At 72.1% G+C, this 25,968-nt stretch carries 19 protein-coding genes; 12 read left to right on the top strand and 7 right to left on the bottom strand.

Annotation, left to right across the window (positions count from 1 at the left end):
• Positions 1 to 341: 341 nt before the first annotated feature.
• From AB0C01_RS27780 to AB0C01_RS27790, 3 genes are all read right to left on the bottom strand, one after another.
• On the bottom strand, positions 342 to 806 hold the full coding sequence (locus tag AB0C01_RS27780) for a nucleotidyl transferase AbiEii/AbiGii toxin family protein (RefSeq protein WP_357242411.1): 465 nt from the start codon (positions 804 to 806) through the stop codon (positions 342 to 344).
• Between the two features lie 479 nt (positions 807 to 1,285).
• Positions 1,286 to 1,948 (bottom strand): peptide-methionine (S)-S-oxide reductase MsrA, encoded by a 663-nt coding sequence (gene msrA, locus AB0C01_RS27785; protein WP_357572522.1) that lies wholly within the window; start codon positions 1,946 to 1,948, stop codon positions 1,286 to 1,288.
• A 75-nt stretch (positions 1,949 to 2,023) separates the two neighbouring features.
• On the bottom strand, positions 2,024 to 2,446 hold the full coding sequence (locus AB0C01_RS27790; protein WP_357572523.1) for an HIT family protein: 423 nt from the start codon (positions 2,444 to 2,446) through the stop codon (positions 2,024 to 2,026).
• Positions 2,447 to 2,694: 248 nt separating this feature from the next.
• Here AB0C01_RS27790 and AB0C01_RS27795 point away from each other — a divergent pair, with 248 nt between their 5' ends.
• The 5 genes from AB0C01_RS27795 (at position 2,695) to ilvA (ending at position 8,734) form a co-directional block, all read left to right on the top strand.
• The gene (locus AB0C01_RS27795; protein WP_357241798.1) at positions 2,695 to 3,744 is read left to right on the top strand and encodes a WD40 repeat domain-containing protein; all 1,050 of its coding nucleotides are present in this window, start codon (positions 2,695 to 2,697) and stop codon (positions 3,742 to 3,744) included.
• A gap of 115 nt (positions 3,745 to 3,859) precedes the next feature.
• Entirely contained in the window at positions 3,860 to 5,002 is a 1,143-nt protein-coding gene (locus AB0C01_RS27800) for a cystathionine gamma-synthase (RefSeq protein WP_357241801.1), read from the top strand.
• Positions 5,003 to 5,015: 13 nt separating this feature from the next.
• Positions 5,016 to 6,425, top strand: a complete 1,410-nt coding sequence (locus AB0C01_RS27805) for an amidase family protein (RefSeq protein ID WP_357241804.1) — start codon at positions 5,016 to 5,018, stop codon at positions 6,423 to 6,425.
• A 45-nt stretch (positions 6,426 to 6,470) separates the two neighbouring features.
• Positions 6,471 to 7,361, top strand: a complete 891-nt coding sequence (locus AB0C01_RS27810; protein ID WP_357572524.1) for a DUF4328 domain-containing protein — start codon at positions 6,471 to 6,473, stop codon at positions 7,359 to 7,361.
• 152 nt (positions 7,362 to 7,513) lie between these two features.
• Positions 7,514 to 8,734: a threonine ammonia-lyase gene (gene ilvA, locus AB0C01_RS27815; protein WP_357241810.1), complete on the top strand. Its 1,221-nt coding sequence runs from the start codon at positions 7,514 to 7,516 to the stop codon at positions 8,732 to 8,734.
• Between the two features lie 59 nt (positions 8,735 to 8,793).
• Here ilvA and greA read toward each other — a convergent pair whose 3' ends face one another.
• Together greA and AB0C01_RS27825 are read right to left on the bottom strand one after the other, a co-directional pair.
• On the bottom strand, positions 8,794 to 9,291 hold the full coding sequence (gene greA, locus AB0C01_RS27820; RefSeq protein ID WP_357241813.1) for a transcription elongation factor GreA: 498 nt from the start codon (positions 9,289 to 9,291) through the stop codon (positions 8,794 to 8,796).
• 156 nt (positions 9,292 to 9,447) lie between these two features.
• On the bottom strand, positions 9,448 to 9,888 hold the full coding sequence (locus AB0C01_RS27825) for a DUF4307 domain-containing protein (protein WP_357572555.1): 441 nt from the start codon (positions 9,886 to 9,888) through the stop codon (positions 9,448 to 9,450).
• 202 nt (positions 9,889 to 10,090) lie between these two features.
• Here AB0C01_RS27825 and mca point away from each other — a divergent pair, with 202 nt between their 5' ends.
• The 6 genes from mca to purE all read left to right on the top strand — a co-directional run bounded on the left by mca (position 10,091) and on the right by purE (position 17,919).
• Entirely contained in the window at positions 10,091 to 10,972 is an 882-nt protein-coding gene (mca, locus tag AB0C01_RS27830) for a mycothiol conjugate amidase Mca (RefSeq protein WP_357241816.1), read from the top strand.
• 48 nt (positions 10,973 to 11,020) lie between these two features.
• Complete coding sequence (locus AB0C01_RS27835; RefSeq protein WP_357241819.1) at positions 11,021 to 11,314, top strand: hypothetical protein; 294 nt, start codon at positions 11,021 to 11,023, stop codon at positions 11,312 to 11,314.
• A 178-nt stretch (positions 11,315 to 11,492) separates the two neighbouring features.
• Positions 11,493 to 14,024: a bifunctional diguanylate cyclase/phosphodiesterase gene (locus AB0C01_RS27840; protein WP_357572525.1), complete on the top strand. Its 2,532-nt coding sequence runs from the start codon at positions 11,493 to 11,495 to the stop codon at positions 14,022 to 14,024.
• A 53-nt stretch (positions 14,025 to 14,077) separates the two neighbouring features.
• A complete protein-coding gene (locus tag AB0C01_RS27845) occupies positions 14,078 to 16,114 on the top strand; it encodes a thioredoxin domain-containing protein (protein ID WP_357572526.1) in 2,037 nt (678 codons plus the stop codon).
• Between the two features lie 111 nt (positions 16,115 to 16,225).
• Positions 16,226 to 17,401, top strand: coding sequence for a 5-(carboxyamino)imidazole ribonucleotide synthase (locus AB0C01_RS27850; protein WP_357241828.1), 1,176 nt, complete (start codon positions 16,226 to 16,228; stop codon positions 17,399 to 17,401).
• A 26-nt stretch (positions 17,402 to 17,427) separates the two neighbouring features.
• On the top strand, positions 17,428 to 17,919 hold the full coding sequence (gene purE, locus AB0C01_RS27855) for a 5-(carboxyamino)imidazole ribonucleotide mutase (RefSeq protein ID WP_357241831.1): 492 nt from the start codon (positions 17,428 to 17,430) through the stop codon (positions 17,917 to 17,919).
• A gap of 101 nt (positions 17,920 to 18,020) precedes the next feature.
• On the opposite strand, the gene AB0C01_RS27860 is transcribed toward purE, so the two are convergent.
• A complete protein-coding gene (locus tag AB0C01_RS27860; RefSeq protein WP_357572527.1) occupies positions 18,021 to 22,916 on the bottom strand; it encodes a permease in 4,896 nt (1,631 codons plus the stop codon).
• A gap of 148 nt (positions 22,917 to 23,064) precedes the next feature.
• Positions 23,065 to 24,492 carry a UDP-glucose/GDP-mannose dehydrogenase family protein gene (locus AB0C01_RS27865; RefSeq protein WP_357572528.1) on the bottom strand — a complete coding sequence of 476 codons (1,428 nt, stop codon included), beginning with the start codon at positions 24,490 to 24,492 and terminating at the stop codon, positions 23,065 to 23,067.
• A gap of 250 nt (positions 24,493 to 24,742) precedes the next feature.
• Here AB0C01_RS27865 and AB0C01_RS27870 point away from each other — a divergent pair, with 250 nt between their 5' ends.
• On the top strand, positions 24,743 to 25,906 hold the full coding sequence (locus AB0C01_RS27870) for an acyl-CoA dehydrogenase family protein (RefSeq protein ID WP_357572529.1): 1,164 nt from the start codon (positions 24,743 to 24,745) through the stop codon (positions 25,904 to 25,906).
• The last annotated feature ends 62 nt before the right edge of the window (positions 25,907 to 25,968 follow it).

The following is a 25,968-nucleotide window of genomic DNA, read 5'->3' on the forward strand; positions in this document are numbered from 1 at the left end:
GCGCAGGTGCGCGGGCCGGCTGGACTTGGCCGGCACCCCGGGGGTCGGGTGGCTGTCGTGGATTCGCCGCACCGCTGCCACACGGTCTCGACGATGGTGCTGGTGCCCGCCTTGCGGCGGACCGATCACTGTCGAGGACAGCGGCTAGCTGACAGCCACCTCACGAGTCCGATTGCTATACAAGTCTGGACCACCTCCTTTCACGTGTACGGCCACGTTATCGAGTCCTCGGCGGGGTCTGCAACGGATTTCGATCACAGGGTCGAACGGGAATGCCCGGCCACCTCATCGGCGGCCGGGCATTGCATGTGAACAGGCAGACGCGGTCTCAGCCGCTGCGCCTACGGAGTGTCGGTGAGCTCGCGTCGCCAGTGCGCGAACCGGTCGCGGACGGCGGGTAGCTCGGCGGCCGGTAGGCCGTAGCAGTCGAAATCCTCGTCCGTGATCTGGGTCAACGCGCCCAGTGCGTCCGCGAAGGCACGCGGGTCGAAGCCGGGATCCGCAGCCGCAGCCAGCTCGAGTAGGCGTTCCCTCGTGTATTGGCCGCTCAGCAGCGCGGCGTCCACGTCGAGGAAGTCTCGAGCCTCGGCGCGGCCGAAGAGCGCACACATCTTGTTCGCGACGGCGTCGTCGGGATGGAGAACAGGGCCGACGGGGGACATGACCGGAGCGTGCGCTCGCCAGTCCGCCGACATCTCCAGCTTGTCCGGCTCCCCGCCTGGATCATTGCCGTAGACGAGCAGGCGGGCAAACGTGTCATTCCGATCAGTGAAGAGATCCACGTCGCCGCTGAGCCGACTTCCCATCCCGTGAGCGCTCACCGCGTATCCACCGGCCAGGGCGAAGCCAAACCGGCCGGCCGCACCGAGAGCCTGGTGATCTTTAGATGACTGGGCAGCATCGTTCAGGCTGCGCGGGGAGGGGCGCTGCGGAGTTGAGGGAAGCGTTCTTCCCAGGCTCGGCGAACGGCCTGGGGTAACCACATTGACGGCCAGAGCTGGATCAGGGAGTCGCGGCTGACGTAGGTGTGGAGGTCGGCCGGACTCGCAGCCTCATTGAGGACCGTCCGGTACAGGTCGCCGATGCGCCCGGGCTGCGTTAGGTCGTAACGAGGGTTGCCGGACCACTTCAAGTGGCGTGGTAGCTGGACTGTGCCGGATGTCGGCCCGCAAAGCTGATCAAGGGATTCGGGCACGACGACCGGTTTGGCGTAACCGTACGGACGGCTAGCGCTGTCGCCGCTCATCGTGCCCTCCCTATGTTCGATTCAGCCTAACGCCTCGGTTCAGCCGCCGACTCGGGCCACGCCGACCGGGCAGCTCAGGCCGTTCGGGCCGTGGTTGCAGTACCCGTTCGGGTTCTTGGTCGGCGCGAGGTACTGCTGGTGGTAGTCCTCGGCGAAGAAATAGTCGCCGAGCGGGGCGATCTCGGTGGTGATCTCACCCTTGCCGGCCCGGTTCACGATCGGCTGGAACGCGTCCCGGGACGACTCCGCGACGGCCCGCTGCTCGTCGGTGGTCGTGTAGATCGCCGAGCGGTACTGGGTGCCCACGTCGTTGCCCTGGCGCATGCCCTGGGTCGGGTCGTGGTTCTCCCAGAAGACCTTCAGCAGGTCCTCATAGTTGATCTTGCTGGGGTCGTACACCACCTGAACGACCTCGGCGTGCCCGGTCCGGCCGGAACACGTCTCCTCGTACGTCGGGTTCTTGGTGATGCCACCCGCGTAGCCGGCGGAGGTGGTGTAGACGCCCGGCAGCGTCCAGAACAGCCGCTCGGCTCCCCAGAAACAGCCCATGCCGAAGACCGCGACCTGCAGGCCCTCCGGGAACGGGCCCTTCAGCGGGGTGCCCAGCACCTCGTGGCGGTCGGCGACCGGCATGGCGATCGGACGGCCCGGCAGGGCCTGGTCGGGCGAAACCATCTCAGCGTTCATACGGCGCAAAAACACGTGGGGATCTCCTCTCGTACCTCTCCCAGCGTGTAACACCGGTGGGTCCACCTTCCTTACCCGCGCCGGTGTGAGTCAGGCCCCGTCCGGGAGTGCGGCGGCGACGCGGTCCGCGTAGGCCTCGGCCTCGGCGTCGTCCTCGTAGCGGGTGCGCGGCCAGAAGAAGCCCCGCAGCCCGTCGCCCTTGGTGCGCGGGACCACGTGGGTGTGCAGGTGCGGGACGGACTGGGACACCTTGTTGTTCATCGCCACGAACGTCCCGCCGGCGCCCAGACTGGTCTCCACGGCCACCGCCAGGCGCTGCACCAGCGCGAAGTAGCCGGGCAGCAGGTCCGCCGGCAACTCGGCCAGGGTCACCAGGTGGACTCGGGGCACCACCAGCACGTGTCCCTTGAACACCGGCCGGGTGTCCAGGAACGCCACCCCGTCCGGGGTGTCGGCGACCCGGAACGCCGGCACCTCACCCGCCACGATCCCGCAGAACACGCACCCACTCATCCGCTCAGGCTATGCCGACGAGCCGACGGATCACGGTGCCCCCCACGCGCGCATCGACTGTGATAATCATTGACCGGTCTGGATAAGCACACGGGGGTGACGTGCTGTCGCGGCAGCGACGCCCGGCCGATCGGCCGAGGCGGGCTGCCGCTTGGACTGCGCCCTCACGACGACGATCCGATTCCGTTGCGACCTCAGGACCCCGGGCCGTCGCGGTCTCGCTCGTCGAGACTCCGAAAGGACGCACCTTGCAGATCAGAAGAGGTCCGACCCTGGCGCTGGCCGCCCTGACCGTCGGCCTGCTGACCGCCACGATCTCGACTCCCGCCCAGGCAGCTCCCGCGCAGACGGCCACCCCGCTGTCACTGCCGGGCGTGGCCGACGTGGTGTCGGCCGGTGACCGGGTCTTCGTCAGCGGCGGCTACTCCTCGACCGAGGTCGTGGTGACCAGCGCGACGGGCACGGTGATCGGCACCCTGTCGGGGCTTCCCGGCCCCAGCGACCTGCTGCTCAGCGCCGACCGGCAGACGCTCTACGTGGCGCTGCCCAGCGCCAACGCCATCGCCGCCTTCAACACCGGAACGCTTGCCGAGTCGGCCCGGTACGACACCGGCGCGGGGGAGTGCCCGTCGTCGCTCGCGTTGACCGGGCGGTACCTGTGGTTCGGTTACGGCTGTGACCAGTGGGGCGGCAACATCGGCCGGATCGATCTGGGCCGGCAACCGGCAGTGGTGACCACCGGGGTGGCCACCGGTCAGGACTTCTACGACGCCCCGCTGCTGACCGCCGCCAGCCAGAATCGTTCGGTGCTCCTGGCCGGGCAGCCCGGGTTGAGCCCCGCGTCGGTGTACGCGTACACGATCGGCACCGGGGGAGCACTGAGCGCGCCCAGGGAGAACGACTTCATGGCGGTCGGCAGCAACCTGCAGGACGTCGCGCTCGACCCCACCGGCACCACCGTCTTCACCGCGTCCGGCGCCCCGTACGTGGTGCAGGCGTTCCCGTTCGCCGACATCAGCACCCCGTCCGTGACCTATCCCACCGGTGCGTACCCGAATGCGGTCGAGGTGTCCCGCGACGGCACCAGGATCGCCGGCGGAGCGGACGCCTCCTACGACCCGGACGTGTTCGTCTTCCGGGTCGACGGCACCGAGCTGGCCCACTTCGAGCTGAACGACGACCTCAGCCCGGGAGCGCTGGCCTGGGCGCCCAACGGAGCCCGGGTCTACGCGGTCTCCTACGACTGGACCGGGGACCACCCGGTCACCCTGCACGTCCTGCCCGTTCCGGCCGGCTGACCGGCCCGCCGACGGATGGTCGGCGTACGCGGGGCCGGGCCAGACGGTCCGGCCCCGCGCCCGGGAGCGCGGGTTCCGTTCCAGTCAACTCCGGCGGGGCACTAGCCTCACCAGAATGAACCACGGCTTCGACACGCTCGCGATCCACGCCGGTCAGGACCCCGAGGCGCGGACCGGCGCGGTGATTCCACCGATCTACCAGACCAGCACGTACGCCCAGGACGCCGTGGGCGCGCCCCGGCTCGGCTACGAGTACAGCCGCTCGGGCAACCCGACCCGGGACGCGCTCCAGGAGTGCCTGGCCGCGCTGGAGGGCGGGCCGGTGGGGCTCACCTTCGCCAGCGGTCTGGCGGCCGAGGACGCCCTGCTGCGGGCCGTCTGCCAGCCGGGCGACCACGTGGTGATCCCGGACGACGCCTACGGCGGCACGTACCGGCTGTTCGCCCGGGTCGCCCAGCGCTGGGGCCTGGAGTTCACCCCGGCGAAGGTCTCCGACCCGGCGGCGATCCGGGCGGCGGTGCGGCCCGGCCGCACGAAGATCGTCTGGCTGGAGACGCCGACCAACCCACTGCTGAGCATCGCCGACATCGCCGCCCTGGCCGCCGTGGCACACGACGCGGGCGCGCTGCTCGTGGTGGACAACACCTTCGCCTCGCCGTACCTGCAACAGCCGCTCGCGCTCGGCGCGGACGTGGTGGTGCACTCCACCACCAAGTACATCGGCGGGCACTCCGACGTGGTCGGCGGCGCGCTTGTCGTCGCGGACACCGCGCTCGGCGAGGAGTTGCGCTACCACCAGAACGCGATGGGCGCGATCAACGGCCCCTTCGACGCCTGGCTCACCCTGCGCGGCATCAAGACCCTCGGGGTACGCATGGACCGGCACTGCGACAACGCCGAGCGGCTCGCCGCGTACCTCGACGGGCACGCCAAGGTCGCCGAGGTGCTCTATCCGGGGCTGCCCTCGCACCCCGGTCACGAGGTCGCGGCCAAGCAGATGCGCCGGTTCGGCGGCATGATCTCGTTCCGTGCCGCCGGTGGTGAGGAGCACGCGGTGGACATCTGCAACCGCGCCAAGCTCTTCGTGCTCGCCGAGTCGCTGGGCGGCGTGGAATCCCTGATCGAGCACCCGGGTCGGATGACACACGCAAGTGCTGCCGGCTCGCCGCTTGAAGTTCCCGGCGATCTCGTGCGACTGTCTGTCGGCATCGAGACGGTCGACGACCTACTCGCCGATCTGGAGCAGGCGCTGGGCTGACCGCTGGGGGAGGATGGCCGTGCAGGACATCATGGCGACCTGGGTCGGGGCGACCGCCAAGCAGATCGCCCGGGGCGTACGCCGAGGTGACGTCTCGGCGACCCAGGTCGTCGCCGACCACCTCGAATACATCTCCCGAGCCGACCGTGAGCTGGCCGCGTTCCGCGCCGTTCGCGGTGGCGAGGCGATCACCGAGGCGGAGAAGGTCGACGAGCAGGAGGACCTGGCCAACCTGCCACTGGCCGGGGTGCCCGTGGCGGTCAAGGAGAACACTCCGGTCGCCGGTCTGCCCACCTGGAACGGTTCGGCCGCCGCCCGCAGCGACGTGGCGGAGGCCGACCACGAGGTGGTACGTCGGCTGCGCGGCGCCGGTGCGGTGATCCTCGGTGTGACCCGGATGCCGGAGCTGGGGCTGTGGGCGCTCACCGACGACGACAGCGCGGTGACCCGCAACCCGTGGGACAGCACGCGTACCCCCGGTGGTTCCTCCGGCGGCGCGGCCGCCGCGGTGGCCGCCGGGCTGGTGCCGATCGCGCACGGCAACGACGGCCTCGGCTCGATCCGGATCCCGGCGGCCTGTTGCGGGCTGGTCGGGCTCAAGCCGGGTCGGGGCGTGGTCCCCTGCCAGCTCGGCACGGACGACTGGTTCGGCCTCACCGAGCACGGCATGCTGACCAGCACGGTCGCCGACGCGGCGGTGGGCTTCTCGGTGCTCGCCGGCCGGCGTCCCGAGAAGCTGGTTCCGCCGCAGCGGCTGCGGGTGGGTGTCTCGCTGCGCTCCCCGGTGCGGGGTGTCGCACCGGACGCGCCCAACCGGGACGCGGTCGCCGCCGCCGGTCGGCTCCTCGCCGCCGCCGGGCACGACACGGTGCCGGCCGATCCGGTCTACCCCACCGCGCTGGGCCTGCAGGGCATCGCCACCTGGTTCGCCGCCGCCGCCACCGACGTGCGGGCCGCCGGGTTGGACCGCCGTGGCCTGCAACGACGTACCCGACGGCATGTCGCGCTGGGCGAGTGGGCGCAGCGTCGCGGCTACGTGCGGGAGGCCGACCGGGCCGCGTGGCGGCAACGGTCGGTCGACTTCTTCACCGACCACTCGGTCGACCTGCTGCTCACCCCGGCGCTGGCCAGCGCGCCACCGGAGGCGGCCCGCTGGTCCGACCGGTCCTGGCGGGCGAACATGACGGCCAACATCCGGTACGCCCCGTACGCCGCACCGTGGAACATCGCCGGTCTGCCGGCGATCGTGGTGCCGGTCGGCCGCCGCCCGGACGGTCTGCCGGTCGCCGTGCAGCTCGTCGGTCCGCCCGGCTCGGAACTGCTGCTGCTCGGGGTGGCCGGCCAGTTCGAGATGGCCGCGCCGTGGACTCGTCACGCTCCCGGTTACCCCCGGGTCGGAACAGGGTCGCCGGCTGCCGCCTGATCGTCTACGGTGTGCGCGCACCGTCGCTCTGAGCGGGAGACAGCCATGCGTTGCCAGACCTGCGGGGACACCGCGTCCTCCGCGTTCCACGAGTGTCAGCGTTGCCACACGCCGCTCGGCCAACCCGCCGTCACTCCGGGGCTGCCGACCTACTCCGTACGCGGCATCGGGCTGGCCGCGCGCATCGCGGTCGGCGCGACTGCGGTGCTCTACCTCCTGGTGGCACTCTCCCCGCTGCTCGGGTGGGCGATGTCCCGGCGGGCACAGGCCGACAACGACCCGGATCTGCTGCTCGGTGCGGCGGTCGTCGGCGTGCTGGCGGCGCTGCCCATGGTGGTGGCGTACCTTACCGCCGCCGTGCTGGTGATCATCTGGACGTGGCGGGCGCGGAAGAACACCGACGCGTTCCCGGGTGCGCTGCCGACGCTGGGCGCCGGGTGGGCGATCGCCGGTTGGCTGGTGCCGTTCGCGAACTTCGTGGTGCCGGCCCGCGTGGTGGGCAACGTCGCGCGGGACAGCCTCTGGCGGCGGGTCACCCCGCCCCTGGTGATCGTCTGGTGGAGTTCCTGGCTGGTGTTCAGCGTCGGCGAGAGGTTGGCCAGTCGCCTCGACAGCCGAGCCTACGACGCCCTGCCGGAGACCCCCGCCACCGCCGGCGACTATCAGGCGTACGCCGACTACTACCGGGACTCGTTCCTTCGCAACGCGGTGCCGGCGGTGGCCTGTGTGCTCGCCGCCGTGACGTTCTACCTGCTGATCCAGCGGATTTCCGCCGCACAGGAGGCCCGCATCGCCCGCGCGCAGCCCGCATGGCCGGCCGCCCCCGGCTGGCCAGCGGTTCAGGCCTGGCCGGTGGCTCCGCCTGCGGGTCCGGTGGCTCCGCCCGCAGGTCCGGTGGCTCCGCCCGTGGGTCCGGAGGCCTCGTCCCGGGCATGATCGACACGGGATTGCTGAAACCGCGCTGTCACACGAGGTTGATACCGCGGTTTCGGTGATGTCGAGTGGATCAGCCGTCGAACGGGAGCGGGGCCTTTGCCGGAAGCGGTGTCGCCGCAGAGGGCTCCGGAGGCGGGTGGCACGATCGGGGCATGACGGAACTGGTCGGTCTCGACGACGTGCGGGCTGCACGGGAACTGCTCGCCGGTGTCATCCGGACCACCCCGCTGGAGCCCTCCCGTCCGCTCAGCGCGGCGCTGGGCGGGCCGACCTGGCTCAAGTGCGAGAACGTGCAGCGCGCCGGCTCGTACAAGGTGCGCGGCGCGTACGTGCGGATCTCCCGGTTGTCGGCGGCGGAGCGGGAGCGCGGCGTGGTCGCGGCGAGCGCGGGCAACCACGCGCAGGGCGTGGCTCTCGCCGCGGGCCTGGTCGGCACGCGTGCCACCGTCTTCATGCCGGTCAACGCGCCGCTGCCGAAGGTGGCCGCGACCAAGGGGTACGGCGCGCAGGTCGAGTTCGCCGGCAACACCGTCGACGAGTCACTTGTCGCCGCGCACACCTACGCCGAGCGCACCGGAGCGGTGCTGATCCACCCGTTCGACCACCCGGACGTGATCGCCGGTCAGGGCACGGTCGCGCTGGAGATCCTCGAACAGTGCCCGGACGTGAAGACGATCATCACCGGGGTCGGCGGCGGCGGTCTCATCTCGGGCATGGCGGTCGCCGTGAAGGCGTTGCGACCGGACGTCCGGATCATCGGCGTCCAGGCGGCCGGCGCGGCGGCGTTTCCTCCCTCGCTGGTGGCCGGGGAGCCGGTCCGGCTGCCGGCGTTCTTCACCATCGCCGACGGCATCGCGGTCGGTCGGCCCGGTGAGATCACCTTCAACCATGTGCGCAAGCTCGTCGACGAGATCGTCACGGTTTCCGAGGAGGACATCTCCCGGGCGCTGTTGATGTTGCTGGAGCGCGGTAAGCAGGTCGTCGAGCCGGCCGGGGCGGTCGGCGTCGCCGCGTTGCTGGCCGGCGTGGTCGAGGTGGAGACGCCGGTGGTCGCGGTGCTCTCCGGCGGCAACATCGACCCGCTGCTGATGCTCCGGGTGATCGAGCACGGTCTGGCCGCCGCGGGCCGCTACCTGCGGGTGACCGTGCGCTGCTCGGACCGGCCGGGACAACTGGCGTCGCTGCTCAGTCAGATCGCCGAGCACCGGGCCAACGTGGTGGACGTGGAGCACCAGCGCGCCAACCCGCACCTCAGTCTCGGCGAGGTGGAGGTGGCGCTGTCGGTGGAGACCCGGGGCGTGGAGCACTCGGACACGCTGATCAGCGCGCTGCGGGCCAGCGGCTACCAGGTGGTCTTCGCCGCCGAGGCGTGACACCGGTGGGTGTCACGCCTCGGGGCGGTGCGTCTGGGCCTGCGGTGCAGCCGGCGACGTCAGCCGGAGAAGGGCTCGAAGCTGACCACTGTCACCTTGATGTCGGCGCCACTGGGTGCCGTGTAGGTGCAGGTCTGCCCGGGCCGACCGCCCAGGATCGCCTTGCCGAGCGCGGACTCGGGGCTGTAGACGGTCAGGTCGGTGGTGGCCGCGATCTCGCGCGAGCCGAGCAGGAAGGTCTCGGTGTCGTCGGCGTCGTCGTCGAAGTAGATCGTCACGACCATGCCGGGCGACACCGCGTCCGCGGACGGCGCCTCGCCGACCTTCGCGGTACGCAGCAACTCCTGGAGGTAGCGAATGCGTCCCTCGGCCTTGCCCTGCTCCTCGCGGGCGGCGTGGTAGCCGCCGTTCTCCCGCAGGTCGCCCTCCTCGCGCCGAGCGTTGATCTCGGCGGCGATCGCCGGGCGGTTGGCGATGTGCTCGTCGAGCTCGGCCTGGAGGCGGTCGTGCGCGTCCTGGGACAGCCAGGTGGCGGGCGCCTCGTTGCCAGTGGACACAGGCGTTCTCCTCAGATGTGCGTGGCTGGCTGACAGGTGAACTACCAAGTTACCAGTGCGGTACGACACAGCGTGTCGGCCATTACCGCCGGTGTCCGGTTCCGACACCCCGGGTAGGCACCCTCCGAGGCCGGTCGCTGAGGCTGTTGTGGCAGCTCAGGACGGGGGTCGGCAGCGCAGAACCTCGCCGATGAACGGCCGCGCGGTGGTGGTCAGGCGGTGCTGGGTCGTGACGTGCCGGTCGCCAGGCCGGGCGGTGACGGTGATCTGGTCACGGGCCACCTCGGCCCCCGCGCGGTCCCGGGCGCGCAGTACGCAGACCGCTGAGCCGCCCGCCGGCACGGTCACCCGAAAGTCGACAAGCACCTGGGTGTCTGTGATGTCGGTGTAAGTGATGACCTGGGCGTCGTAGACCGGGTCGCCGTACTGGCGGTAGAGCCGCACCGAGATCACGGTCAGCGTCGCCACGAGCGCCAGCAGCACCAGCGCGGCGAGCAGGCTGCGTCGGCGTTCGCCGCCAGGTGCGCGGCGACGGCCGTAGCGTCCGGCGGGGAAAACCGGAGCGCCGGGTGAAATTGTGGCGTGCGTCTCGGTCACCGGCGGGTATCTCCTGGCGTTGTTGTCGGCAGCATCGGCAAGAATGACAAGGTCCATCCTCCCACCCGGTCCAGCGGCAGGAATGGCAGGTCATGCCCTGCGGTGCTGGCCGGCGACAGGGTGCGGTGAGCAACGATCCCGGCAGGTCAGCCGGTCGAGCCCGGTCGGGTCCACCGGCCGGCACAGACGAGGAGTGCCGAAGTTGGCAGAGCAGCTGCGACTCATGGCCGTGCACGCGCACCCCGACGACGAGTCGAGCAAGGGTGCGGCGACCATGGCCAAGTACGTCGCCGAGGGCGTGGACGTCCTGGTCGTGACGTGCACCGGTGGGGAGCGCGGCAGCGTGCTCAACCCCAAGCTCGACCGTCCCGACGTCTGGGCCAACATCGGCGAGATCCGCCGCGCCGAGATGGACGCCGCCCGGGCGATCCTCGGCGTCGAGCAGGCCTGGCTCGGCTTCGTCGACTCCGGGCTGCCCGAGGGTGACCCGCTGCCGCCGCTGCCCGAGGGCTGTTTCGCCCTGCAGGACGTCGAGGTGGCCGCCGGCCCACTGGTGCGGCTGATGCGCGAGTTCCGTCCGCACGTGGTGACCACGTACGACGAGGAGGGTGGCTACCCGCACCCGGACCACATCATGTGCCACAAGGTGAGCGTGGCCGCGTTCGAGGCCGCCGGCGACCCGGAGCGCTACCCGGAACTGGGCGCGCCCTGGCAGCCGTTGAAGCTCTACTACGACATCGGCTTCTCCAAGGCCAAGATCATGGCGTTGCACGAGGGCATGCTGGCCGCGGGCAAGGAGTCGCCCTACGAGGAGTGGATCAAGCGCTGGGAGGACCGGCCCGACAAGGGTCCACGGATCACCACGCGGGTGGAGTGCTCCGAGTTCTTCCCCGTCCGCGACGACGCGCTGCGCGCCCACGCCACCCAGGTCGACCCGGACGGCTTCTGGTTCCACGTGCCGATGGAGTTGCAGCGCCGCGCCTGGCCGACCGAGGACTTCGAGCTGGCCCGATCAATGGTCGACAGCCCGCTGCCCGAGTCCGATCTCTTCGCGGGGGTGCGGGAGACGGCGCACGCGCGCTGATTCCGGGCAGAGCTACCCTGGTTACCAACCGCACATCGGAGGAACGCCATGCTGACCGCTGCCCAGGTGCTCGCGGAGAACAACTTCGGAGACACCCGCACGGGTGGTCTGGCCGGGCCGATGGGCCTGTTCCTCATCCTGCTGCTGGCCGCCGCGACCATCCTGCTGATCCGCAACATGAACGCCCGGCTGCGCCGCCTGCCGGACCGGTTCCCGCAGCAGGCGACGCCGTCCGACCCGACCAGGGTCGACGCTTCAGTCGTCGATCCGACAGACGGGACCACCGGGCGTGATTCATCCGCCACCGGTCCCAATGGGCACCAGCAGCACCGGAACGGGTAGCCAGCGCGTGAATCACGCCGAACCGGGTGGTCGCCCCCTGTTGCGGCCACCCGGTTTGGCTTAGCCTTCCGCCGGGGGACCAAAAGTCTCCGAGCCGTGTGCGGGAGGGGGCGCCGATGACACGCACAGCACCGGCCGCCCGCCGTACCGTCGGTCGGTCGACTGACGGGGGAGGTCGATGACCTCCGGTCCGGCCGGCCGCTCGTCTGACCGGCTCGGGGTGCGGGGCACACCGGGCCGTCTGCTCGTGCTCACCGCCGCCGTCACCCTGACAGCCCTGGCCGCCTCCGCGGTGGGGTTGACCCTTCCCGCCCGGTTGCCGGCCGACGATCCCCTCGGCGGGCCGGCCCGATTCGGCATCGCGGTCGCCGTCCTCGCGCTCGCCCAGCTCGCCCGGCTGCGCTTCCGGTCGTCGGCGGGCATGGTCAGCATCACCTGGGGCGAGGCGGCGTTGATCGTCTGCCTTCATCTGACGCCGGCCGGCTGGCTGCCGTCCGCCACGCTGCTCGGCACCGGCCTGGCCTGGACGATTCTCTCCCTGCACAACGACCGCCGTCCGGCCCTCGATGTCCTCCGGATCGCCGCGTCGCTGGCCGCCGCGACGGCACTGGCCGCCTCCGTGGCCACCGCGCTCGGGCGGCCGTTGCTCGCCCCGCCCACCCCGATGCTGGCGTCGGCCGTGATCGCCGGGTCGGTGACCTACCTCCTGGTGACCGCCTGGCTGGGTGGGGTGACGCTCGGCCTGCGGCACGGGCTGCCGATCGGGCCGCCACTGCTCGCCGCGCTGCGCGGCAAACTCCTGATGTTCGTCGGCAACGTCGCGGTCGGCCTCGTCGTCGTCGCCCTGATGGAGCTCGACCCACGGTGGTTGCTGCTGCTCCCACCGCTGCTCTGGCTCCTGCAACAGACCTACCGCTACCGGCTGCGCTCCGATCAGGAGCACCGCACCTGGCGAGCGTTCGCCGAAGCCACCGCGGCCCTCAACCAGCTCGACGAACGAGGTGTGGCCAGTGCGGCGGTCACCGGCGCGCTGACGCTGTTCAACGCCGAACTCGTGGACATCGACGTCGCTCGGACCGACGGCCGGTGGCACCGGTACCGGGGAGACGCCACCGGCCAGTTCGTCGACCGGGAGACGGACCCGCCAGACCAGTCCGAGCCGGACGAACACGAGCTGAGTCGGGCACTGTCGGTGGGTGCCGCGCCGGTGGGTCGGCTGCGGGTCCGGTTCCCGCGATCTGCTCCGCCCAACGCCCGGGAACGCGATGCGGTGGCCGCGTTCGGTGACGCGCTCGCCGCCGCGCTGCACGACGCCGCGACCCACCGGGAGCTGCGGCTGGTCACCGCCCGTTCGTCGTACGAGGCGGTGCACGACCCGCTCACCGGGCTGGCGAACCGGGCGGCGATGCTCGACAAGGGCGATCAGTCGCTGCGACAACTCGCACACGATCACCCGGTGGCGCTGCTGCTGCTGGACATCAACCAGTTCAAGGAAGTCAACGACACCCTCGGTCACGCCGCCGGCGACCAGTTGCTGCGACTGACCGCGAACCGGCTCAGTGCGCTGGCCCGCCCCGGTGACCTGCTCGGCCGCCTCGGCGGCGACGAGTTCGCTCTGCTGCTCACCGCGGTGCCGGTGCTCGGGGACCGGGCCGCCCCGATGGCTCACGCACTGCGGCAGGCCCGCGAGATCGCCGAACGACTGGCCGCGCCGACCGAGGTGGCCGGCGTCCGGATGTCGATCGAGGTTTCCGTCGGGGTGGTGGTGGCCGACGCCGGCACCGCCGACCTGACCGAGCTGCTGCGCCGGGCCGACATCGCCATGTACCAGGCCAAGGAGGGCGGCGGCAACGTCGCCGCGTACGACGGCACCCGCGACGCGGCAAGCACCGACCAGCTTGCCCTGCTGGCCGAGCTACGCGAGGCGCTGAAGGTCGACGACCAGTTGGTGCTGGCGTTGCAACCGGCTGTCGACCTGGCCACCGGTGCGCCCACCGGGGTGGAGGCGCTGATCCGCTGGCAGCATCCCCGGCGCGGATGGCTGGGTCCGGCCGACTTCATCCGGCCGGTGGAAAACAGCGAGCAGCTCGGCACCTTCACCCGCTACGTGCTCGACAAGGCTCTCGGCGTGGCCGCGAGTTGGGCCCGGGAGGGGCTCGACGTCCCGATCTCGGTCAACCTGTCGGCGCGCAGCCTGCTCGATCCCCGGTTGCCGGCGGAGATCGCCGAGGTGTTGCGCCGACATCAGGTGCCACCGCACCGGCTGGTCCTGGAGATCACCGAGACGGTGGTGATGAGTGAACTGGAAATCATCGACGAGGTGCTGGCCACGCTCCGGTCGATGGGCGTGCAACTCGCCGTCGACGATTTCGGCACCGGCTTCTCGTCGCTGACCTTCCTCACCCGGATCGCGGTGGACGAGCTGAAGGTGGACCGCTCGTTCGTGATCCGGATGACGGACTCGCCGGAGGCCGCCGCGATCGTACGGACGACTGTGGGGCTCGCCCACGAGTTGGGGCTGCGCGTGGTCGCCGAAGGGGTGGAGACCGCCGAGCAGCGGCTGGCCCTGGCCGAGCTGGGCTGCACCTCGGCGCAGGGTTACCACTTCTTCAAGCCGATGCCGGCCGACAAGATCGGCGCGGTGCTCGGGTCGCTGCGCGACTCGGCGGAGTCGAACGTGTTCCGGCTGCGCGCCGACGGCGCCTCCTGACCGGCTCGGGTGGAGCCCGCGCGGTCCGCGCCGCGGCTGGTTATGGTCGTCGGGTGAACCGACTCGTCGACGCCACCTCCCCGTACCTGCTCCAGCACGCCGACAACCCGGTCGACTGGTGGCCCTGGTCGGACGAGGCGTTCGCCGAGGCGAGACGGCGCGACGTTCCGGTGCTCATCTCGGTGGGCTACGCGGCGTGTCACTGGTGTCATGTGATGGCGCACGAGTCGTTCGAGAACGAGCAGGTGGCGGCCCTGTTGAACGACAACTTCGTGTCGATCAAGGTGGATCGTGAGGAGCGCCCGGACGTGGACGCGGTCTACATGACCGCGACCCAGGCGATGACCGGCCAGGGCGGCTGGCCGATGACCGTCTTCGCCGCCCCGGACGGCACCCCGTTCTTCTGCGGCACCTACTTCCCGCGGACGAACTTCATGCAGTTGCTCCAGTCGGTCAGCACCGCCTGGCGGGAGCAGCGCGAGGCGGTGGTGCGCCAGGGCGCCGCGGTGGTCGAGGCCATCGGTGGCGCACAGGCCGTGGGTGGCCCCACCGCCCCGCTGGACGCGCCGCTGCTCGACGCCGCGGCCGGCAGGCTGGCCAGCGAGTACGACGCGACGAACGGCGGTTTCGGCGGCGCCCCGAAGTTCCCACCGCACATGAACCTGCTGTTCCTGCTGCGCCACCACCAGCGCACGGGCGACCCGCGCAGCCTGGAGATGACCCGGCACACCGCCGAGGCGATGGCCCGTGGTGGCATCTACGACCAGCTCGCCGGCGGCTTCGCCCGCTACTCGGTGGACGCGCACTGGACGGTGCCGCACTTCGAGAAGATGCTCTACGACAACGCGCTGCTGCTGCGGGTCTACACCCAGCTGTGGCGGCTCACCGGTGACCCGCTGGCCCGCCGGGTGGCCCGGGACACCGCCCGCTTCCTCGCCGACGAGCTGCACCGGCCGGGGGAGGGCTTCCTGTCCGCGCTGGACGCCGACACCGAGGGCGTCGAGGGGCTCACCTACGCCTGGACACCCGCGCAGCTCGTCGAGGCGCTGGGCGAGGAGGACGGCCGGTTCGCCGCCGACCTGTTCACGGTGACCGACGAGGGCACCTTTGAGCACGGCATGAGCGTGCTCAGGCTCGCCCGGGACGTCGACGACGCCGCACCCGAGGTGCGGTCCCGCTGGCAGCAGGTGGTCGGGCGGCTCCTCAGCGCCCGGGACACCCGCCCGCAGCCGGCCCGCGACGACAAGGTGGTGGCCGCCTGGAACGGCCTGGCGATCACCGCCGTCGTCGAGTTCCTCCAGGTGGCCGCGTTGTACGCGTCCCCGAAGGACGAGGACGCCAACCTGATGGACGGCGTGACGATCGTCGCCGACGGCGCGATGCGCGACGCCGCCGAACACCTGGCCACCGTGCACCTGGTGGACGGCCGCCTGCGCCGGGTCTCCCGGGACGGCAAGGTCGGCGAGCCGGCCGGCGTCCTGGAGGACTACGGCTGTGTGGCGGAGGCCTTCTGCGCGCTGCACCAGCTCACCGGCGAGGGGCGCTGGCTCACGCTGGCCGGCGAGCTGCTGGACACCGCGCTGGCGCGCTTCGCCGCGCCCGGTGGCGCCTTCTACGACACCGCCGACGACGCCGAGCGGCTGGTCGCCCGGCCCGCTGACCCGACCGACAACGCCACCCCGTCCGGACGGTCGGCGTTGGTCGCCGGGCTGGTCGCGTACTCGGCACTGAGCGGGGAGCCGCGCTACCGGGAGGCCGCCGAGGCGGCGCTCGCCACTGTCGCGCCGATCGTCGGGCAGCACCCCCGGTTCACCGGGTACGCGGCAATGGTCGGTGAGGCGCTGCTCTCCGGGCCGTTCGAGATCGCCGTGGTGACGGACGACCCGGCGGGTGACCCCCTGGTGGCCGCGGCCCACCGGCACGCCCCGCCCGGGGCGGTGGTCGTCGCCGGGCAACCGGACCAGCCCGGGGTGCCGCTGCTCGCGGACCGTCCGCTTGTCGACGGGCGGTCCGCCGCGTACGTCTGCCGGGGGTTCGTCTGCCAACGGCCGGTCACCTCCGCCGAGGAGCTGGTCGCCGAGCTCGGCTGAGCGCACCGTAGTTGCCCACGCCGCACGACGGGCGGCCGCCGCGGCGCTTCCGGGGCGGGTCGCCGGCCCACCGGGTGGGCGTGCCGAGGCCCCGGATAGGCTGGCCGCGCTATGGATTCCCGTACCGGTCTGCCTGTTGTCGGCATGGTGGGTGGCGGCCAGTTGGCCCGGATGACCCACCAGGCCGCGATCGCCCTCGGCCAGTCACTGCGTGTGCTCGCGACCGCCCCCGACGACGGCGCGGCGTTGGTCGCCGCCGACGTCCAGTACGGCGACCACACCGACCTGGCCGCCCTGCGCACCTTCGCCAAGGGCTGTGATGTGGTCACCTTCGACCACGAGCACGTGCCCTCCGAACACATCCGCACGCTGACGGCGGAAGGGGTGACCCTCTATCCGCCGGCGGACGCGCTGCTGCACGCCCAGGACAAGCAGGTCATGCGGGAACGCCTGACCGAGCTGGGTGCGCCCAACCCGGCGTGGCGGCCGGTCGGTGCGCCCGCCGACCTCGTCGGTTTCGGCGAGCAGGTCGGCTGGCCGGTGGTGCTGAAGGCGGCGCGCGGTGGCTACGACGGCCGGGGCGTGTGGATGGTCGACGACGCCACCCAGGCCAGCGAGCTGGCCGCGACGCTGCTCGCCGGCGGCACCCGGCTGATCGTCGAGGAGCGGGTGCCGTTGCGTCGGGAGCTGGCCGTGCAGGTCGCCCGGTCGCCGTTCGGTCAGGTGGCCGCGTACCCGGTGGTGGAGACGGTGCAGCGGGACGGCATCAACGTGGAGGTGCTGGCCCCGGCGCCCGGCCTGGACGAGGAGCTGGCGGTCTCCGCCCAGCAACTCGCCATCGACCTGGCCACCGCGCTCGGGGTGATCGGCCTGCTGGCCGTGGAGCTGTTCGAGGTGCGCGACGACGCCGGCCGGCCCGCGATCGTGGTCAACGAGCTGGCGATGCGCCCGCACAACTCCGGGCACTGGACCATCGAGGGTTCCCGGACCTCGCAGTTCGAGCAGCACCTGCGGGCGGTGCTGGACTACCCGATGGGTGACACCTCGCTGACCGCGCCGGTGGTGGTGATGGCGAACGTGCTCGGTGGAGAGCCGGGCGGCATCTCGATCGACGAGCGGCTGCACCACCTCTTCGCCGCCGAGCCCGGCGCCAAGGTGCACCTCTACGGCAAGCAGGTGCGACCGGGCCGCAAGGTCGGGCACGTCACGGTGCTCGGCGACGACCTGGACGACGTACGGGCGCGGGCCGCGCGGGCCGCCCGCTGGTTGCGCGAGGGGCACGAGTGAGCCCCTCGGTCGAGAAGGAGACCTCGGTGAGCACGGTCGGCTTGATCATGGGTAGCGACTCGGACTGGCCGACCATGCGCGCCGCCGCCGAGGTGTTGGACGACTTCGGCGTGGCGTACGAGGTGCGGGTCATCTCGGCGCACCGCACTCCGGTGGCGATGATCGAGTACGGCCGGGACGCCGCCGACCGGGGCCTCAAGGTGATCATCGCCGGGGCTGGCGGTGCCGCCGCCCTGCCGGGCATGGTCGCCTCGGTGACGCCGCTGCCGGTGATCGGTGTGCCGGTGCCGCTGAAGCACCTCGACGGCATGGACTCGCTGCTGTCCATCGTGCAGATGCCGGCCGGGATCCCGGTCGCCACCGTGTCGATCGGCAACGCCCGCAACGCGGGCCTGCTCGCCGTACGGATCCTCGGCGCCCACGACGAAACCCTGCGCGCCAGCATGACGACCTACCAGCAGAACCTGGAGAAGCTGGTGGCCGACAAGGAAGCCGCCCTCCAGGCAACCCTGCGCTAGCCGTACCCCCGCGAGGCCCCACGCACCCGGCCCACTCACCGCCCCCACGAACCCGGCCCACTCACCGCCCCCACGCACCCACGCCGCCGTGACCCTCCGATTCATCTCATGCCGCGCAGGGCGGTCTGGAGGCGTTCCTGGGCGCGGCGGCGGCGCTCGTTGCTCGCGCCGAGCACGAGTAGCAGGATGCCCACCGGGATGAGCGCCAGCCACGGGCCGAGGCTCACCAGCGCGTGGATCGCGGCGATCGCGGTGACCGACGCGCCGACGATCACCGGTGCCTGCTGCCGGCTGGACGAGCCGAAGATCAACACTGCGACCGCACCGAGCAGCAGCAGCATCTGCCGTACCGTGCTGGACTCGGTGGCCAGCACGATGGCCAGCGTCGGCACGAAGGCGGCGACCAGCGCCGGTCCGTACGCCACCCAACTGCTCAGGTCCGGTCGGTGGCGCAGCTCCAGGACCCCGACGAGCAGGGCCAGCGCGGCGAACGGCAGCGTGTACGCCTCGGGCAGCGCCACGTCGGCGACCCGCATCAGGATCCACCACGCGGTGATCTCGCAGATCACCACGGCCCAGAACAGGATCCGACGTTCCACCGGCCGGCGGCCGGGCCGGGTCGCCGCCACGCCGAGGACCGCACCCCAGGCGGCCAGCAGGGCGGCGATGTGTCGGGGCGAGTCGAAGGCGAGGGCCAACGCGATGAGCGCGGCGGCGTAACCGGTCCACTCCACGGTGGACGCCTCCCGCTGCGCCTCGGGACGGCGCAGCCGGGGCAGGGTCGCGGCGAGCACCTGCAGGACCGCCCCGACCGCGAGCACCCCGAACGCGGACCAGACCGCGGCCAGCCCGGCGACCAGGCCGGCGGTGAGGACGAAGAGCTGCGCCATGAGTGAGGCGAAGAGCCAACCGAGGATGCGCGCCCGCTGGGTGGTGCCGAACACCGCCCCCACCGCCCCCACCGCGACAGCGCTGCCGAGGGTGAACAGGGTCAACTGCCGATCGGCCAGACTGCCGGCGAGTCCGGCGCTGCCGCCGGCCAGACCGATGACGAACACCAGCACCCGGGCCAGCCGCAGCGAGCGGGCCCGCTCGGCCAGCGGCGGCGGTGGGGTCAGCGCGAGACCGAGCATCGCGATGGTGAAGACGGAGAGCGCGGCGACCGTGCTGGCGGGCCAGCCCCGACCCAACGCGATGGGTGCGATCAGCAGGGTGACGGCTGCCCCGGGCAGCACCACCGGCACGGCCCGGGACCGCCGCCCGCCGCTGAACCCGGTGGCGGCCAGCGCGGCGGTCGCGGTGAGCAGCAGCGCCGTCAACACGTGCGTCGGGTTGACCACGTCCGGCGGCGGGGTGAGCAGCTCCGGCAGCGGACCCTGCCAGATCCGGGTCAGGGTGCGGTGGGGCTCGACCAGCGCGGTGACCAGCGCCGGTGCGATCGAGGCGAGGGCCAGGGCGGTCGGCAGGGCCGCCGCGGCCAGTGCACCCGCGGCCGGGTTGACCCGCCACCGGCGTCGTTCCGGGTCGTCCGGCAGTCGCCGGAGCGCGCCGTCGAGCCGTACCGCCCAGCGCCGAACCGGCTGGGCGGAGCCGGTGGGCGGCACGGTGGCCGCTCGGATCAGCTCGGCCAGCACACCGAGCAGCGCGGCGGCAGCCGCGTAGACGCCCGCGGGAAGGCCGGTGGGGATGGCGGCGAGGGCGCTGATGCTGGCCCCGCCGACCACCGCGACGCTGACCCAGGGCAGATATTGCGGCACCTGACGGCGGACCGCGGCCACGGCGGCGAGGCCGAGGCTGGACGCGGCCAGCGCGGCGGTCAGCACCACCTGCGCCGAGTTCTCGAATTCGGCGGCCAGTGCCGCCACCGCGCCGGGGAGGGCCAGCACGGCCGCACCGATCGCCGCGCCACCGATCTGCACCAGGTGCGGCGGCATCCCCTCGGTGTCGATGTCGGCCACCTGTGGGCCGGCCAGGACGCGTGCCACCGTCGCCACCACCACGCCGATCAGCGCGATGCTGCCCAGGGCCAGTGCGGTCGTCCAGGGCTGGACCAGGCCGGCTCCGGCGGCGTGCAGCGCGACCACTCCGGCCACGGTCGCCCGGGACAGCCCGGCGCGCGCCTCCTCGCTGGCCGCCGCTGCCATCCCGTAGACGGTGGCGACAGTTGCGCCGACCAGGACCGGCGACCACCAGGCCAGATCGAACGCGGCCGGCGCGCCGATCGTGGCGAGTACCACGGCCGCGCCGGACACGTCCCACCGCCAGGGCGGCGGGAGCAGGATGCCGGCGGCGAGGGCCAGCAGCGCCAACGCGACAGGTGCCTGCCAGGTGGCCCCGCCAACGGGCGCGGCCGGCCAGCCGCTCAGGTCGCCCTGCCAGATCGGGCCGGGGGTGGCCAGCACACCGACCCCACCGCGAATCGCCGACCAGCCGGCGAGTACGCCGATGAGGAGACCGCCGGCGGCGAGGCCGAGGATTGGTCCGCGTCGCCACTCCTCCGGCATGGTGCGTGCTCCCACGGCGACCACCAGGACCAGTGCGGCGGCCATCGCCAACTGCCCGCCCGGGGCGAGTACCGCCCCGATCCGTACCAGCGTGGCGATCAGGGCGGTGGTGACCGCCGCGGCGGCCAGGTCCGAGCCGTCGAGGGTGAGGTCGGCGCGACGGCCGGCGTCGATGGAGGGGGCCAGGAACAGCAGCACCGCGGCGACCAGCAGCAGTGCGCCCACCCAGGCGTCGGCGACGGTCGCGCCGGGCGCTCCGAACGCGGCGGCGGTGACCAGCAACGCGCCCAGCCCGGTGCCGACCGACAGCGGTGCGGGGATGCGGCGCTGGGAGACCTGCACGACGGCGGCGTAGCCGAGGGTCACGCAGACCGCCAGGAAGCTGGCTGCCAGCACCGGGACGGTCACCTCGCGGAGGCTGGCCGGGGTGGGGGTCGGGTCGGTGGGCACGGTGGCGGCCACGAACGCGGCCACCGCCCCGGGCAGCGCGAACGCAGCCCCTCCGGCGGCCCAGGCGGTGACCGTGTCGGAGGCGGCCGAGGCGATCCGGATCCGGGGTGCCAGCGCGACAAGCGTGCCGGCCGTGAACAGGGTGAGCAGGACCGCTGCGGTGAGCGCGGGGCGCGACAGGCTGGCACCGGCGCCGAGCAGGCCCACCACGGCCGCTCCGATGGCGTGCGCCGCCGCCGCTCGGTCGGTGCGGGCGGAGAGCCCGATGACCCCGATGCCGATCGCGGTGATCACCATCGGCCAGGGTGCCGCGGCCCAACCGAGACCGAGCGAGGCCGGTACGGCGAGCGCGGTCAGCGCCGCGCCGGCGACCGCGAACTCCCGGCGGATCTCCGCCGGCAGGGCCAGCACCGCCGCGATGGTGAGCAGGAAGGCGGCACCCGCGAGCTGCCAGGTGGTCGGCCCGACCGCAGCGGCCAGCGCGGCCGGAAACCGGTCGAGGTCGGCATCCCAGGCGGGCAGTGCCGCCCGGACCGGCGCCAACCCGGCGCGTAGCGCGCCACCGGCGACCACCAGCCCGCTGACGGTCAGCGCCACCGCCGAGGCGAGCTGCGGGCCGCGTCGGGCCGCCTCGGGGACCGCGCGTACGGCCAGCCCGGTCACCGTGATGACCGCGGCGATCAGCAGCAGCGCCCGGCCCGGGAAGGCCACCGAGGCGATGCGGCTCAGCGCGCCGATCACGGCCAGCGTGACGATGCCCGCCGCGACGTCGGGCAGCGGCGCGCGACGCAGCACCAGCGCGCCGGCCAGCCCGATCGTGGCGGCCAGCAGCAGCACCACCCCGGCGCCGGTCGCGGTCGGCACGGTCTGTGCCCGGAGCAGGGCGGTGACCGCGTACGCCAGGGCGACCGCGACCGCCACCGCGTGCAGCACCCAGGTCAGCTCGCCCAGCCCGGGGACCGGGCGGCTCGGCCGGGTGTCGGTCGAACCCGCGCTGGCGTCGATCAGCTCGGCGGCCTCCTCCGCGTCGCCCTCCGGCCGGGTCTCGGCGCCGCGTTCGCGGGGCGCGGACGTGGTGTCCGACGGTGGCAGATCCTGCCGGACGGGGCGTTCCAGGGCCACGCCGGAGCGGGCCAGCCAGAGGTCGACGAGGGCGACCAGGGCCAGCACCAGCGCCCAGCCACCCGGGCCGGTGATCTGGTCGTACGCCAACAGCGGCAGCACCGGCTGCGCGGCGAGCACGGTGGCGAAGCGGGGTGCGCGCAGACCGGTCCAGCCGGCGTACCCGAAGGCGACTCCCGCGGTGACCGCGAAGAGCACCCCGGCGAAGACGGTGCCGGAGGCGCCGCCCGCGCCGATCCGGTCCACGGCCCAGAGGGCGTTGCCGGCGAGCGGCAACAGCAGCAGGCCGACCGCGGCGATGGTCTCGGCGGTGGAGGTGAGCCCACGCCGGGCCAGCACCGGTGGGGCGAGCAGCATCAGCACCGTGGCCAGGAGCAGGATGCCGAGCCGGGCCAGCGCGTCCATCGAGCTGGTGGCGACGGCGGCGAAGACCACCGCGGCCACCGCGAGCAGCAACGCGCCCAGCCCGAGGGGGATGTTCTGTACTTCGCGCGACGAGGCTTCCGGTGGGTGCGCCGGGTCGTCCGCGTCCAGCCAGCTCGGCCTCGGTGGAGGCGGCGGCGGGTCCTCGGGGGCGGACGGGGTGCCCTGCCGGGGGACCCGGGGCGGCACCGAGGCACCGGCGGCCGATGGGCGCCGGCCGGGGCGGCGGCGGAGCACGCGGCGCGGCCGGGTGGCCTGCTTGAGCCGCTCCTCACCGGCGTGGGCGAGGATGTCCCGCTGGAAGAGCGCGGCCTGCATCTTCGCGGCGATCTGCCGCTGCTCGCTGGCGATGGCGGCGTCGCGCCGCTTCATCTCCGCGATCGAACGCTCGATGTCCGCCAGGTGCTCGACCCACTGCGGCTGGTCAGCCCCGCAGTGTGGGCAGTGGACGGCCGGTTTGATCTCCCGGCCGCACGAGGAGCATTGAAAGTTCGCCACGACACCCCTCCACCCGCACTGTGGACTCCCACTGTCGCAGCATGCCCAAAGCTGGCCCGGATTTCGACTCTTGTCGGCGGGTCCGGGGCAAACAACGACACCGGCCGGCCACCGATACGTTCGATGGCCGGCCGGTGGGGTGGTCCGATCAGGGGCGGCCCATGCCCCGGTACTCCCAGCCGGCCTGGGTCCAGAGGGCCGAGTCGAGGCAGTTACGACCGTCGACCACCTTGCGACCGTTGACCAACTCGCCGAGGACGACCGGGTCGGCGTTGCGGAAGTCGGCCCACTCGGTGAGGACGCAGACCAGGTCCGCGCCGGTGACCGCCTCGTTGATGCCGCTCTCGTAGATCAGCTCGGGCACTGCGCGGCGGGCGTTCTCGCTGCCCTGCGGGTCGTACACGTGCACCTCGGCGCCGGCCTTGTGCAACAACGCGGCGACGGCGAGCGCCGGAGCGTCGCGGACGTCGTCGGTGTTGGGCTTGAAGGTCGCACCGAGCACGGCGATCCGGGTGCCGGAGAAGTCCGGGCCGGCCGGACCGGAGCGGCGGCCGAGCAGATCCGAGGCGAGTTGCAGCACCCGGGTACGACGGCGCAGGTTGATCAGGTCGACCTCGTGCAGGAAGCGCAACGCCTCGCCGGCGCCCAACTCCTGGGCCCGGGCCTGGAAGGCCCGGATGTCCTTGGGCAGGCAGGCGCCGCCGAAGCCGAGGCCGGCCTGGAGGAACCGGTTGCCGATCCGGGGGTCGTAGCCGATCGCGCGGGCGAGTTGGGTGACGTCGCCACCGGAGGCCTCGCAGACCTCGGCCATCGCGTTGATGAAGGAGATCTTGGTGGCCAGGAAGGCGTTCGCGGCGACCTTGACCAGCTCGGCGGTGGCGAAGTCGGTGACCACCAGGGGCACCTCGCGGTCCTCGGTGGCGGCCAGGTCGAACACGCCCTTGTGCGCGGCGTAGAGCATGCCGTTGGCCCACTCGCTCTTCACGCCGACCACGATCCGGTTGGGGCGCAGGACGTCGTCGACGGCGAAGCCCTCCTGGAGGAACTCGGGGCTCCACGCCACCTCGACGCCCAGGTCTCCGGGGGTGTGCTTGCCGACCAGCTGCTCCACCCACTCGGCGGTGCCGACCGGCACGGTGGACTTGCCGACGATCAGCGCCTTGCGGGTGAGGTGCTGCGCGAGGCTGGTGACCGACGCCTCGACGTACGACAGGTCGGCGCCCATGCCGTCGGCCCGCTGCGGGGTGCCGACGCAGATGAAGTGCACGTCACCGAAGTCGGCGGTCTCGGCGATGTCGGTGCTGAACCGGAGGCGGCCGGCGGCGAGGTTACGCCGCAGCAGCTCATCCAGGCCGGGCTCGTGGATCGGCACCTGACCAGCGTTCAGCATCGCGATCTTGTCCGCGTCGACGTCGAATCCGAGCACGTCGTAGCCCAGTTCGGCGTAACAGATGGCGTACGTCGCACCTAGGTAGCCGGTTCCCAGGAACGTCACCCGCGGTCGAGGCGCGCCTGAGGGCGGTGTCACCGCGGCGATGGCGGGGGTCGGCTGGATGGTGGGGTAGGGGATCGTCACGCCTGTCTTCTCCGCTCGCACTGGCGGCGCGTCGTCGCGTCGCATTCTGCTGCGGCGCCTGGCGGGGCACCGGAGGGGTGGCTCACTGTTGTCCTCCATCATTGCCCAGCGGCCTGGGTGCACCCTCATGCCCATACCTACGCGCCGGTAACATCACCTGAACTGCAGTAGCTAGTCTTCAGTCTGCGCGGTCGGCGGTCAGGAGTCGCCACAGACTGCGCATGATAGCGGTGAAGGGAAGGGACCCAACATGGCCGCAGGCGAGTCGTTCGACGTCTACCGGTTGCCCGAGGAGCACCAGGCGATCCGGGACGCGGTCCGAGAGGTCTGCACGGCGAAGGTGGCCCCGCACGCCGCCGAGGCCGACGAGACCGGGGAGTTCCCCAAGGCGTCCTACGAAGCACTGCGGGCAGCCGACTTCCACGCCCCGCACATCCCCGAGGAGTACGGCGGCGCGGGCGCGGACGCGCTGGCCACCGCCATCGTGATCGAGGAGGTGGCCCGCGCCTGCGCGTCCTCCTCGCTGATCCCGGCGGTGAACAAACTCGGCACCATGCCGCTGTTGTTGTCCGGTTCCGAGGACCTCAAGCGCCGTTACCTGACGCCGGTCGCGGCCGGGGACGCGATGTTCTCGTACTGCCTCTCCGAGCCGGAGGCGGGCAGCGACGCCGCGTCGATGACGACCCGGGCAGTGCGTGACGGGGATCACTGGGTGCTCAACGGCGTGAAGCGGTGGATCACCAATGCGGGTGTCTCCGAGTACTACACCGTCTTCGCCGTCACCGACCCGGCCGCCCGATCCCGGGGCATCTCGGCCTTCGTCGTGGAGAAGTCCGACGCCGGTGTGAGCTTCGGCGCACCGGAGAAGAAGCTCGGCATCAAGGGCTCGCCCACCCGCGAGGTCTACCTCGACAACGTGCGGATCCCCGCCGACCGGATGATCGGCGCGGAGGGCACCGGCTTCGCCACCGCGATGAAGACCCTGGACCACACCCGGGTCACCATCGCCGCGCAGGCCGTCGGGATCGCGCAGGGCGCGCTCGACTACGCCAAGGGGTACGTGGCTGAGCGCCGTCAGTTCGGCAAGGCGATCGCTGAGTTCCAGGGCATCCAGTTCATGCTCGCCGACATGGGCATGAAGCTGGAGGCTGCCCGGCAGCTCACCTACGCGGCTGCCGGCAAGTCCGAGCGTGGCGACGCCGATCTGACCTACTTCGGCGCGGCGGCCAAGTGCTTCGCCTCGGACGCCGCCATGGAGATCACCACGGACGCGGTGCAGTTGCTCGGCGGTTACGGCTACACGCGGGACTACCCGCTCGAGCGGATGATGCGCGACGCCAAGATCACCCAGATCTACGAAGGAACGAACCAGGTGCAGCGGATCGTCATGGCACGGGAGCTGCTGAAGGGCTGATTGCGGCTGTTTTGCAGCTCAGAGCGGATGTGACCGAGTCATTCGACTCGGTCACATCTCGT

The organism is Micromonospora sp. NPDC048905, assembly GCF_040649655.1.
Taxonomy (GTDB): Bacteria; Actinomycetota; Actinomycetes; order Mycobacteriales; family Micromonosporaceae; genus Micromonospora.

What these genes read in the sequence shown, in the direction of transcription:
- AB0C01_RS27835 (WP_357241819.1), top strand. Translation starts at nt 11,021, where the DNA reads ATGCTGACCGCTGCCCAGGTGCTCGCGGAGAACAACTTCGGAGACACC.
- AB0C01_RS27850 (WP_357241828.1), top strand. Translation starts at nt 16,226, where the DNA reads ATGGATTCCCGTACCGGTCTGCCTGTTGTCGGCATGGTGGGTGGCGGC.
- AB0C01_RS27790 (WP_357572523.1), bottom strand. Translation starts at nt 2,446, where the DNA reads ATGAGTGGGTGCGTGTTCTGCGGGATCGTGGCGGGTGAGGTGCCGGCG.
- AB0C01_RS27840 (WP_357572525.1), top strand. Translation starts at nt 11,493, where the DNA reads ATGACCTCCGGTCCGGCCGGCCGCTCGTCTGACCGGCTCGGGGTGCGG.
- AB0C01_RS27805 (WP_357241804.1), top strand. Translation starts at nt 5,016, where the DNA reads ATGGCCGTGCAGGACATCATGGCGACCTGGGTCGGGGCGACCGCCAAG.
- AB0C01_RS27780 (WP_357242411.1), bottom strand. Translation starts at nt 806, where the DNA reads ATGGGAAGTCGGCTCAGCGGCGACGTGGATCTCTTCACTGATCGGAAT.
- ilvA (WP_357241810.1), top strand. Translation starts at nt 7,514, where the DNA reads ATGACGGAACTGGTCGGTCTCGACGACGTGCGGGCTGCACGGGAACTG.
- AB0C01_RS27810 (WP_357572524.1), top strand. Translation starts at nt 6,471, where the DNA reads ATGCGTTGCCAGACCTGCGGGGACACCGCGTCCTCCGCGTTCCACGAG.
- AB0C01_RS27870 (WP_357572529.1), top strand. Translation starts at nt 24,743, where the DNA reads ATGGCCGCAGGCGAGTCGTTCGACGTCTACCGGTTGCCCGAGGAGCAC.
- AB0C01_RS27800 (WP_357241801.1), top strand. Translation starts at nt 3,860, where the DNA reads ATGAACCACGGCTTCGACACGCTCGCGATCCACGCCGGTCAGGACCCC.